The organism is Roseivivax halodurans JCM 10272, from assembly GCF_000521785.1.
In the GTDB taxonomy this organism is placed as follows: domain Bacteria; phylum Pseudomonadota; class Alphaproteobacteria; order Rhodobacterales; family Rhodobacteraceae; genus Roseivivax; species Roseivivax halodurans.
Genome location: NZ_JALZ01000060.1, coordinates 1 through 11411, shown reverse-complemented (window position 1 = coordinate 11411; position 11411 = coordinate 1). Strand labels below are relative to the sequence as shown.

Sequence of the window (11411 nt, the reverse complement as noted above, 5' to 3'; positions counted from 1 at the left end):
TGGGCGGCGCGGCGATGTAAGTCGCGGCGCCGCTGGTGAGGCCCGGCGGCGCCCGTTCCCCTGCGGGGCGGCTCCGCCGCGTCATCCAAGATTTCGTCGCCCCCAGTCCTGTCCTACACGGAGAGCGGCTTCTCACAGGTGGCACAGCGTAAAGTGATATGCCTCCCCTTCCCTGCGGGTATCCCGGCTCAGGCAGCCCGGACGAGAGCTCGAGTGTCAAATCTCGAGGCGGAGCCCAGCCTTGATCAGACCTTGGGGGCCGGCCAGCGCCCGATGATCCTGCCCCCGCAGAACAACCTCCACGACATTCCGGCCGGAGGGTAGCGGGGCAATGTCGATCACCGGCCCATAGGTGGACGCGACCTTCACGCCGTTGACGAAGACATGGGCATGGCCGATCGGAGTCGCGTCAGCCTGGGGCACGCAAACCTCAGAGAACTGGAAACCGGTGGTATCGATCACCAGCCGCAAACCTTCGGACGGCGAGGGCGAGGCCGAGAGGCTCACGGTTGGCGTCGCCAAATTTGCGGGCAGCGTCAGAAAGATCGTCCGTGGCGGGCTCCCGGCCGCGTTTACGACCGGGGCAGCGATGGCGAGGCCGGAGAGCAGGAGAGTTGCCACAAGGCCTTCGATGATGCGGTTTGTCCGGGGACGGCTCATGCCTGAGACCTCCTCAGGCCAAACGCGCGAGGAGCGGCTGTAGAGGGTACGTAACTCCGCCCGACGAGGGCGAACATCACCATGCACCCGTAAAGGTTCGCGTGAAACAGCGGGGTTTCTCCGAGCACCAGGGCGAGGAACGTGATCGCAGCGGTGATCGTGAGGGCGACGGGGCGCACGAGGCGGCCGAGCGCGAGCAAAATCCCGCAGATGATCTCCACACCGGTCATGATCAATGCGACCACTGGGTACGGCAGGCCGAATGTCGGAAACTCGCCGTGCTGAAGGATGGCGATCAGCAACGTGGGCTGAAAGAGTTTGTAAGCCACAGCGAGGTATATGAACCCCACCCCCGTCAGGACCTGCGCGGCACGCCATGTCGCGTATGTCGGGATCGGAAAAGGATGATCGAGGCCGAGGGAGCGATCACCTGACCATGCCCCGCCTCCTGTCAGGAGAAGGATGAAGCCGGGGGCCGCAAAATGCGGCGTATAACTCAAAAAAACGGGGCCGAACGTGAAAAGCCCCAGCACGGACAGCACGACGACGATGCCGCCAAGCGCCCGAGTCCCCAGTCCTGCCAAGAGGAAGACGGCAATGCAAAGTTGGGCGGGGACGAGCCAATCGGCGCCGGATACGAGGGCGAGCTGCATGTCCGGAACCAGCAGCGTCGGCTCGGTCCAGTGGGGGGTCCCGTGGCGGGGGAGCCCGCCCAAGGCTGCGAGGCCCAACATGATCGCCAGCCCTAAGCGGAGGACGACCGGCCCGTAGTCGAGCAGAGCGCCAGCGCGCGGCGTGATCAGACGATCCTCGAGCGGTTGAAGCTGATCCTCGGCTCTCATCGCCGCGAAGATGATGAGGCAGGCGGTGCAGGCCGCCACGCCGAGAGCAGTGTGGCTGGTGAACAGGCCGGGCATGGGCGCTGTCGCGAGGGTCTCTATTTCGGAAGGTGTCAGCAGCCACGCTTCGTGAGCGGAGGCCGAGTCCACAGTTGCAAGGGTGAGTGCGCTCGCCGCGAGAAATGGGCGTGATGTCGTGCGAATGGGGCGCATGAGTTCGTGTCCATCAATGATTTTGTTTTCAATCGGATGGTTCTGCGCCCAATAATCTTTGGACGTCGAAACCGGGACTGTCCGGGCCTAAGGCGCCGGCTCCTGGAAAATGAGATGCATGGTTCAAATGAGGCGGCCGGAAATAAAGTCGCGGCCCGCAATTCTAAGTAGCAAGCCAGCCACAGCAGATGAAGTCGGGAATTCCTGCCTTCTCTCGACTTCGTGACGTTGTGGCGAGCTGAAGGGCTGACGGAGCCTCAATGTGAGCGTTCAGCCGAAAGTTCATGGCTGGAGCGGCCCGTGCCGCATGGGTCACGAGCGTTCCGCCCTGCGGGTATGCGAGCTTGTCGGTGAAGGCCAGGCACGTTCGCTACTGGGTTGCGTCATCTACAGAATGGAACGGATGCGCCAGAGCAAATACGGGTTGTTTGCAGGTGAGGGTGAAATCCTACGACAAGCCATCTCTCGAGAGACGCCGGAAGACCAATTGCTACGTTGTTTGAGTCATCGAAAAAGATACAAGGCAACTATCGCTGATGGCAAACGCGTGGCCTGTGTCGCAAACCTTCGTTTGCGACACCCAACCCTCGCTGCACCGCGTCGGCAGCGCGGACAGAACCGTCATTCGCTTTGAGTTCTCGAACGCCCGGTTCTCCCGTAACGTCGTCTCGAAGTGGAGGCGAACGTCAGATTTCCCGCCCCCTCCGCGTGGATCTTATCCGCCGGGCGACGCGGCCGACCCTGCGAGGATTCCCCCGTCGATCGTTAGTTCCGCGCCGGTCATATAGGCTGCCTCGTCCGACGCGAGCATAACGGCGAGGGCGGCCACCTCCGCCGCTTCACCGAAGCGTTGCATGGGCGTGCCCGCGACCATCGCCTCCTCGCGTTCGGCCCGGTCGGGTCCGTTGCCCAGCATGGGTTCCCACATCGAAGTCATGATTGCCGCCGGGTGGATCGAGTTGCAGCGGATCGCAAGGCCTTGTCCCGCGCAGTAGAGCGCAACCGACTTGGTATGGTTGCGGATCGCAGCCTTGGAGGCCGCATAGGCGGCGGCCATCGGGATGCCGACCAGCCCCGAACGCGACGAGATGTTGATGATCGAACCCGCCCCACGAGGACGCATTGCGCGGATTGCGTAGCGACAGCCGAGGAACGTGCCGTCATTGTTCACCGCATGGACGGCTCGCCAGTCGGCCAGGGAGGCGTTCTCGGGATCGTGGGCAGGCGGCGTGCCGTCGAACGGCCCCTCGAACCCGGTGATGCCGGCGTTATTCACCAGCACGTCGAGCGCGGGAAAGCGCTCGGCTACCGCGTCCCAATCGGTTTCAGAGGCTACATGGAGCCGCACGAAGGTCGCACCGATCTCGTCGGCCGTGGCATGCCCGGTCGCAGAGTCGATATCAGTCAGGATCACGTCGGCCCCTTCGTCGCGGAAAGCGCGGGCGATTGCGGCACCGATGCCGCGCGCCCCCCCGGTCACGAGGGCGGTCTTGTTCAGTAGTCTGGGCATGAACGCTCCGTAGAGTTTGCATTCGATGGACACCCGGGCGCTGCTCGCCCGGATCGCGCACAGCCGCCCTCTAGGCGGAAAACCGGATTACCGGTGGCGCTGATCCAACGTCTTCGATCCTCTTCGGATAGCGTGGGGATATGCCCGGCAAGCCTTGGGGTCAAGTTGCACGAACCGCCGTTCGATCCCCGCAGTATCCAGAAAGAAGGGCTCGCTCCCGACCTTCGCCGCATTTCTCACGAGCGAAGGCTCTGCGGACGGAGCGAGCTTTCGCTGCGCTGACCGCGAATGGCCGGTTTTCCTCTTGCGGTTCCAATAGATCTTAGATCTGATCTGGCTTGGCGTCGCGGCATGGCTGCAGGGACGGGCCGACGCGGTGGACGTACCTCAAGCGTCGCATGCCCTAATGGCGGCGCGCTTCTGGGGGGCTTCGGCATGGCGATGGTGAACGCCAAGACACGCTGCTCTTCAATGCGGCCTTGCTTCCTCAGTTCACGGGGCCAGAGCCGGCGACAGGCGTGCTCGTCACCGCGGCGGCGATTAACCTCCCGGTCATCTGCTTGGCTGTCTGATCTGGGCCTCGTGCACGCAGGTCGCACGCCCCGCAATCCTCTCGCTCGGACGCCGAAGGACCATTTGACGGGCGTAGTGTTCGTGTGGTCGGGATCGGCCTCGCGCTGGTGCGGGTCGAGCGATAGCTCGGTCAGGTGGAACGTCCCGCAGGCCATACGCTACTTAGATGTCAGTCGAAAACACCCCGATTCAGAGCGTGGAATTGATGTTGAACCGCTTTCGAAACGAGACACTCCAGCAACTCCGTTGATTCACCTCTCAGACGTCAACGGGAGCGCCAAGTGGGCGGCAGAAGACTTTAAGGTAGCGGTCCGATCTTAGCAGTTGCAGCTCGGCGGCAAGCTGCTGCCCGTACATGCCGCATACGGCCATCGATTGGGGTTCCGGGGCAACGACCCATTGGATCGCGGTTGACTCCGCGCAGCGAGCCGTCGGGACATCCTGGGCGCAAATCGCAAGAAAGACGGTGAACAGCATCAGTTCGATCTCCAGTGAGTTTTATGGATCTGTGAGGGAGTTCAGTAGCACGTCAGCCCGGAGCCAGAGCCCATAGCAAAGCAACAGGACGATCTGCGGCGCGGCCTGAGACACGGTGAAGGAGGACGACGCCGCCAGACCAACCATGGTTGAGACGACCGCAACCATCGCGATCAGTCGGCTGAGGATGACCATGAGACGGAGGGGATCGACCGTGCGGCCGGCTCTCAGCCGCAGGCGCCACTGAGCGCCTGGCCGCATCGCACTGCCGACTTTGCCAGCGGCTAGCAGGATCGTCGACGTCACCGCGAGCCAAGTGCTGCCATAGATAGCCAATGCGACCAGCAGAACCAGCGCCCCGAGGCCGGAAAACAGATCGCCCAGGCGGATCAGTCGCAGGTCCGACCAGCCTTCCCTGCTCCAGCCTCGGAAATAGAGTTCGCTGGATAGGAAGAAGATCACCATGGCGACGGTCAGCGCCGTCGCCGGCGGGCTGCCGATGAGGTAGTCGTGAATGGTGCCAAACGCCGTGACCTCCGCGCCCTTGTCGCGCGGCGCGGCGGCGACCTGCTGCGTCGGACCTGCCGCGAGCCCGATGGCGTTCCCTAGATTGTAGTAGCCGCCGGGACCGGTCAGTCTGGCCAGGAGAGCGCGCCTCCGGCGACTCGGAGACAGATTCGCGAAATCCGAAACCGGTCCAGCGTGCTCGATCGAACCCGTCGCGGAGGGGATCGACGGATGGCGCTTGGCAAGGCGGAAGTCGGTCATGGCTTTCTCATCGGGTGCAGGAACTCAGGGCCCGCGAAGTCGGGATACGGCTTGCGGCAGAAGTCGAGCACCAGGCGCAGCGCGGCTGGGAGGATGAGAGTGGGGAGGATCGCGGCCACAATGTAACTATCGACGAGCGGCGTGAACTGAGCGCCCGCCGCGGCCCAGACGAGGGTCTGGTTGCGGTTGCCAACCAAGAACCCGATCGTCATCGCCTCGCATCGGCCGAACTGCCGGAAGAGGACGGCGCCTGCGGCCCAGAGCCCGAGGGTCACGATGAGCGAGACGGTGCATAGCTTGCAGAAGAGGATGGCCTCCGCGTCGATCGCGAGGCGGGCGGTGCCCGCCGCGGAGAGCCCCACGAGCGCAAGGCCGAGGATGGAGATTCCGGCGGCGGCATTGGTCGAGGGCAGGAGCGCCGGGACCAGGCGCCTCAGCGCGAGGAGGACCAGCGCGAGCGCCCCGGCCGAGCCAATCATGACAAGGAGGCGCATCGCGATCTGCCCCAGATCAAGTGCAATCTCGCTGCCGAACAGCCTCGTCAGCGCCGGCAGCGACAGCGGTGCCAGGACGAGCGGCGGCATCGTCAGCCAGAGGGCAAGCCGTGGCGCAAGGCCGAGGATCGCGGCGAGTGCGGCCGCGCTCGCGACAGGCGGCCCGACCACCGACAGGACGAGCCCAAGCCGAAGCTCTGGAGACACCTCAACTGCCGAGGTCACGAGCCAGACTAGCGCGACGGGCAGGACCCAGGTGGCGGCGAGCGCCGCTGAGAAGCGCAAGCGCGACAGGGTGAGTTCAGACGGGGACAGCGCTGCGGCGAGGAACGACCCCAGCACCATTACGGCGGCGGCTTCCGGCAGCACGGCCCTCGCCGATCCGCCAAGCTCCGGTACCACCGCTCCGAGCACCATCGTCCCAAGCAGAAGGAGCGGCGATTGCGTTCCGGCCCAGGCAAGGCCCGTCCCGATACCGAACGCCAGGCGGGGCGCCGCGCTTGGGCTGGTCGGTAGTCTGTGCACCATGTGCATGGAAGAATCCTTCTTGCGCAGTAGGCAGGACCGCATGGCGGACGATGGTGAAGGGGGACGGCCTCAAGCCAATGAGGAATGGGATCGGACGCAGGTGGCGGTACGCTCCGTCGTAAGAAGGCCGCCATTTTGAAGGAGACGGAGTTGTGCCGGAGGGAGAGGCGCGGTGCTGCACTGCTGACACGCAGCCGGGAGTCCCCGTCAAGGCCGCCCTGCCGCTGGAATGACGACCTCCTCCAGAAGAGTGTAGATGCGCTCGAAGACGTCGGGATCGTTGTAGCGGCCAGCGTTTACAACCATCACGAGGTCGAGTTCCGGCAGGATCAGCACCTCCTGTCCGCCGTTGCCCGAAGCCTCGATCATGCGGTGCCCCGTGCCGAGCTGGCAGAGCCACCAGAAGTAGCCGTAGTCGCAGCCGTAGCCACCCGGGGTGTGGACGCTCGTGGAGGCCTCAATCCAGTCGGCGGGCACCACCTGCTGCCCCTCCCAGACGCCTTTCTGCAGCACGAGTTGGCCGATCTTGGCGCTGTCGCGCGGGCGCAACCGCAGTCCCGAGGCGGCGTAGGGGACGCCGTAGTAGTCGGTGATCCACTCGATGCGCTCGATGCCCAGGGGCTCGAACAGCCGCTCGCGCGCGAAGGCGGCGAGGTCGCCTCCGTTTCTGCGCGCGATGAGCGCCGCGGCGATCGCCGTAGCGCCGCCATTGTAAGTCCAGGCTTCACCCGGCTGGGCTTGCAACGGGCGATCGAGCACAAAGCGCAGGCTGTCGGAAGCGCGGTTCATGGCAATCTCTGAATTGGCCGGATCGCTGTAGGGAATGTCCTCGTCCCACTCGGTGCCCATGGTCATCGACAACACATGCTGCATCGTGATCGCTCGCCGCGCCGGATCTTGGGCAAGGTCCGCATACTCGGGGAAATGATCGAGGACCGGGGCTTCGGGTGGGGGCACGGTGTCGTCGCCGAGCGCGATGCCGTAGAGCAGGCTCACCACGCTTTTGGTGTTCGAGCGCACATCGTGGAGCGAGTCCGGGCCAAAGGCAACGCCCTGCTTGCGCCGGCCCCAGATCTCGTCATCGCCTGTCAGGTAGCGCTCGTAAACGAGCCGCCCGCCGCGGACGACCAGCACTGCGTGCAGGCCGTCTAGGACCTCATCGTCGAGAGCCGCGTCGAGGCGCGCGTCAAAGTCGGAGGCGAAACCCGCCTCCTCGGGGCTTGCCGTCGACCACTCCTCGGCCGCGGCGGGAGGGGGGCCAGGGGGAAAGCGCAGGGGTTCGGCCGTGCCCGCCGCGGCGGCGGTGCCGGTCAAGAGCCCTAGCGCAAGGTTAAGCGTCAGCGCGACGTACGCAGACGCGCGCAACGATGCTATGTGCGCAGGCACCCGCTGTGATAGAATGGCGTGCGGGTAGGCAAGGGAGGCTGTCATGTCGGGGGCTCCGGGAGATCTGGGTACGGACAGCAGCCTGTTGCACGCCGCGCCAAGACGTCCCGAAGCCGCGCCGAAATCCTTCCGAAATTGCGCCGAAGACCAGGCTTCGGAGGCCGAAGTCCTTTGGATTGGAGGCGCGCGCGTGGATCTCGCGACCGGCGACGTCTGCGCGGCCGACGGCGCGGTGACCGAACTGCGGCCCAAGGCAGCGGCGCTCCTGCGTGCGCTGGCCACCCGGCCAGGCGCGGTAATTGCCAAGGACGCGCTGCTGAGTGAGGTCTGGCCGGGCCGATTCGTGGACGAAGACGGGATCGTGCAGTGCGTCGGCGAGATCCGCCGCGCGCTCGGCCCCGACGGGCGAGATGCGATCCGCACCCATCACAAGCGCGGCTATTCCCTCCAGATCGCCGCGCCCAACCCGGTCGGTCCAGCCGGCTCGGACGACGCGGAACCAGATGCGCGGTTCAGATCCAGATCGCGCTGGCGGTTCGCGGTCGCGGCAGTCGGGCTGGCACTCCTCGCGCCTCTCGGGCTCCTCTGGCCAGAGCCGGTGCCCGCGACGATGGCGCGGGGCGCGGCCGCCGTGGCCTACGACGGTCCCGCAGTGGCGGTGCTGCACTTCGAGGCGCTCTCTGAGGGGGCGCGGTGGGAGCGCCTTGCGGGCGCGCTCACGCAGGAGGTGATCGCGGATCTGGGCATGAACGGCTGGCTCTTCGTGTTCGGGGAGGCGACGAGCCGCATGCTGGCAGCCCAGGACCCGGGGGCCGCCCGGCGCCTCGGCGCGGGCTACCTCGTCACGGGCTCGGTTCAAGCGGAGGGGGAGACGGCGCGGGTTACCGCAATGCTCTCCGACACCGTGACGGGACGCCAGCTTTGGACCAAGCGCTTCGAGGGGCCGCTCGAGGACCTCTTGCGTCTGCAGCGCGAGGCGTCCGAGGCCATCACGGGCGAACTCGCGGCCAACTGGACGGGCCCCATTGCGCGCGAAGTGAAGGCGCACGCCCGGGCCGGGGCGGACGTGGATCTCACCGCCTTCGAGCTCTACCTCGCGGCGGGCGAGCGGATGCAAACCTATACCCCCGAGGCGCTGTCCGAGGCCGAGGTGATGCTGAAGCGCGCGGTGGCGATGGAGCCCGGCTTCGGCGAGGCCTGGGCCAAGCTCTCGCTCGTCAGCTACAACCGCGTGGACACCGAGATGTCGGCGACGGAGATGGAGGCGCTCTGGGCGCAGGGCCACGCCGCGGGCAGCGAGGCCGCGCGGGTCGCGCCGGACCGGCCCTTCGCGCTCGGCCAAGGCGCCAACGCCGTGCGTTGGGATGATCCAGAGGAGGCCGAGCGCATGGTCCGCCGCGCCGCGGCGCTGGCACCGAGCAATGCCGACATGCTGGCCTACCTCTCCTTCCGCTCGGCGCACTACCCCGCGCTCGGCCCGGAGGCGGTCGAATGGTCCGACCGGGCGATTGCGCTCAACCCTGCGCGCCCCGACTGGTACGATTGGAACCGCGGCGCCGCACTCATGGTGGTGGGGCGCTTTGCCGAGGCGGCCGATGCCTATGCCCGCGCGCCCGGCCACATCGAAGCGCGCGCGGGGCACCTCGCGGCGCTGGCGCTATCGGGCGAGGAGGAGGCCGCGCGCACGGGCATGGCGGCGCTGCTCGCGGAGGCGCCGCACTTCACCGCAAGGTGGTATGCCGACGCCGCCGGCCTCCACGCGGACGTGGCAGAGATCTTCGCGCGCGGATTCCAAATTGCCGGGGCCCCGACCTAGCCGATCCGGCCCTGTGAACACCTGAGACGGGCAACCGGGACGACCCGCTCCCGCGCCGAGCCTAAGATCAGCGCAGGGCCTCAGATGGTAACGAGCCGGTACACAGGTAGTGCAACGTGGCCAACTTGGGCTTGCCTCGATCGACAAGTCTCGCATCCACGTCCGTCCCCTGGCAGAGGACGACCTGCCCGCCGTCGCCTCGATCATAGACGCGACCAGGTGCTCTTCCCTTCCGAGATGCTGGAAGACATGCCCGCTGGCTTCCTCGCGTCGCCGGACCCGGATGCCGCCAAGAGCCCGTGGCTGAACGCAACGCTCGACGGTGACGTTTGGGCGTCGTCTTCGCCGCGCCCGAGACGCTCGCCGACGGCACGTGGAAGATGCTCGCCCTCGCCGTCGCTGTCGCCCACCAAGGCGCGGGGATCGGCGCGGCGGTCACGGAAGCGCTCGAAGACAGGATACGGGCGCTGGAGGACGCGCGGATGCTGATCATGGATACCTCTGGCGCGGAGGGCTTCGCCCTCGCACGGGAGTTCTATGAGAAGCGCGGCTACGAGCCTGAGACCCGTATCCGGGACTACTGGGCCGAGGGCGACGACAAGATTACGAGCCGCAAGGTACTGTAGTAGACTGTGGCGGGGCATCATCTGATGCCCACCGTTCCAGCCAAGTTCACACGTGCGGGACGGTCCGGCGAAACGGTTCCGCCGTTGCGACAGCGTCCTTGAAGGATTTTGGAACGCACCGTCGGGTGGGTCTAGGACCAAAGGGAGCACCGTGCTGCACTGCGGCGCATCCACCGAATCCGACATTCGTTCACCGCGCAGCATCAGGTAAAGTGGGCTCTCCACCGACCTTCGCCGCGGCTTGGGTGCTGCGACGGGGCTGCCGGTCCACCACATGGATCACATCCACTGGATGAGCGGATGGCGCGAACGTCCGCGCGACGAGAAGCTGCGCATGGTGCGCGAGGTCGAAGCGAGCGACGCGTGGATACTAGAAGGTGGTCTGTCGGCCACCTACGACGAGCGGGCGGCACGAGCGGACACGATCGTCCACCTCGACGCGCCCGTCCTGCCCCGCCTTTGGCGTGTGATCGGTCGCTCGATCCGCGATTGGGGCCAAGCCCGCCCTGATCTGCCGGAGGGATGCCCTGAGCAATTCGGCTGGCACCAGGTCGAGTTCTACCGCTGGATATGGCGTACCCGCCACTCGTCACGCGAGAAGATGCTCGACCTGAAGCGACGGTTCGCAGCGGATAAGCGTATCGTCACGCTGCGCTCGTTCCGCGAGCAAGATGCGTTCGTCAACGAAGTCCGGTCGGGCGTGTAGGTTCCGTTCAGGTGCGCTCTATCGAGACGGCCACCCTCGGTGCCATGTCTGAACACCACGACGAAACGAACGCTCGGCACTATCAGATTGAATCGAGGGCTGACCTAACATGGAGCGCAAGGTGCAGATACGTGCCGCATCAATCAATGACGCAGATGGCATCGCTGCCGTGTTGCGAGGCCTCGTTGCGGCAGGCAAGCGGCGCAAGCGGAGCGATCCGGAGTTTGCTCGGCTGCACTACATTGCTCACCCCGCTCAGATCCGCTGCTCCGTCGCTATGGACGGTGATTGCGGTATCGTCGGGTTCCAGTCTCTTAAACTTGCGACGTCATCAAACCCCTACGGCACGCCACCAGGATGGGGCATCGTAGGCACTCACATCCTGCCGGAGATGGCCCGTCGCGGCGTGGGGCGGCTCCTGTTTCCGTCGACCCTAGACGCCGCGCGGTCGGCCGGTATCCCGGCCATCGAGGCGTTCATCGGCGCCACCAACGATCCGGCGATTGCCTACTACGAGGCGATGGGCTTCGTGACCTATCGCCGGGTCGAGGGCGTGGATTGCAAGCGGCTAGCGGTTTCATGAAAACCGTTGCGGGGATATGGCGTACTTCTCGTCATCGGTGATCAACTGATTTCGTGCAGCAATCAACGAATAAGACATCATAGAAAAGAATGCTGCCTCCGCAGAACGTTCCGCGGAAGCCGACCTTCGTGCGCTTCGCAGCATCCGGGATTAAGGGCTCTCCACCGACCTTCGCCGCGTCGGTCCCGAGCGTCGGCACCGCGGGACTTGGACGAAACCGCTCTCGCGGTAG

The 11411-nt window shown here is 65.7% G+C and carries 11 protein-coding genes; 4 read left to right on the top strand and 7 right to left on the bottom strand.

Going from position 1 to position 11411, the window contains the following annotated elements:
• Positions 1 to 216 precede the first annotated feature (216 nt).
• From OCH239_RS20255 to OCH239_RS20225, 7 genes are all read right to left on the bottom strand, one after another.
• A complete protein-coding gene (locus tag OCH239_RS20255) occupies positions 217 to 660 on the bottom strand; it encodes a hypothetical protein (RefSeq protein WP_037267043.1) in 444 nt (147 codons plus the stop codon).
• On the bottom strand, positions 657 to 1577 hold the full coding sequence (locus OCH239_RS20250; RefSeq protein WP_157577998.1) for a hypothetical protein: 921 nt from the start codon (positions 1575 to 1577) through the stop codon (positions 657 to 659). The genes OCH239_RS20255 and OCH239_RS20250 overlap by 4 nt, the downstream gene beginning before the upstream one ends.
• Before the next feature lie 850 nt (positions 1578 to 2427).
• The gene (locus OCH239_RS20245) at positions 2428 to 3222 is read right to left on the bottom strand and encodes an SDR family oxidoreductase (RefSeq protein ID WP_037267052.1); all 795 of its coding nucleotides are present in this window, start codon (positions 3220 to 3222) and stop codon (positions 2428 to 2430) included.
• An 831-nt stretch (positions 3223 to 4053) separates the two neighbouring features.
• A complete protein-coding gene (locus OCH239_RS20240) occupies positions 4054 to 4272 on the bottom strand; it encodes a hypothetical protein (protein WP_037267041.1) in 219 nt (72 codons plus the stop codon).
• Between the two features lie 21 nt (positions 4273 to 4293).
• Positions 4294 to 5040: a hypothetical protein gene (locus OCH239_RS20235; RefSeq protein ID WP_051489671.1), complete on the bottom strand. Its 747-nt coding sequence runs from the start codon at positions 5038 to 5040 to the stop codon at positions 4294 to 4296.
• Complete coding sequence (locus tag OCH239_RS20230) at positions 5037 to 6068, bottom strand: hypothetical protein (protein ID WP_051489670.1); 1032 nt, start codon at positions 6066 to 6068, stop codon at positions 5037 to 5039. The genes OCH239_RS20235 and OCH239_RS20230 overlap by 4 nt, the downstream gene beginning before the upstream one ends.
• A gap of 201 nt (positions 6069 to 6269) precedes the next feature.
• On the bottom strand, positions 6270 to 7493 hold the full coding sequence (locus tag OCH239_RS20225) for a serine hydrolase domain-containing protein (protein WP_084782727.1): 1224 nt from the start codon (positions 7491 to 7493) through the stop codon (positions 6270 to 6272).
• Positions 7494 to 7638: 145 nt separating this feature from the next.
• Between OCH239_RS20225 and OCH239_RS20220 the strand changes: the two genes are divergently transcribed.
• From OCH239_RS20220 to OCH239_RS20205, 4 genes are all read left to right on the top strand, one after another.
• On the top strand, positions 7639 to 9264 hold the full coding sequence (locus tag OCH239_RS20220) for a winged helix-turn-helix domain-containing tetratricopeptide repeat protein (protein WP_037267037.1): 1626 nt from the start codon (positions 7639 to 7641) through the stop codon (positions 9262 to 9264).
• 329 nt (positions 9265 to 9593) lie between these two features.
• Positions 9594 to 9890, top strand: a complete 297-nt coding sequence (locus OCH239_RS20215; RefSeq protein ID WP_051489669.1) for a GNAT family N-acetyltransferase — start codon at positions 9594 to 9596, stop codon at positions 9888 to 9890.
• A 274-nt stretch (positions 9891 to 10164) separates the two neighbouring features.
• Positions 10165 to 10596, top strand: a complete 432-nt coding sequence (locus OCH239_RS20210) for a P-loop NTPase family protein (protein ID WP_211242039.1) — start codon at positions 10165 to 10167, stop codon at positions 10594 to 10596.
• Between the two features lie 109 nt (positions 10597 to 10705).
• Entirely contained in the window at positions 10706 to 11179 is a 474-nt protein-coding gene (locus OCH239_RS20205; RefSeq protein ID WP_211242038.1) for a GNAT family N-acetyltransferase, read from the top strand.
• Positions 11180 to 11411: the final 232 nt, after the last annotated feature.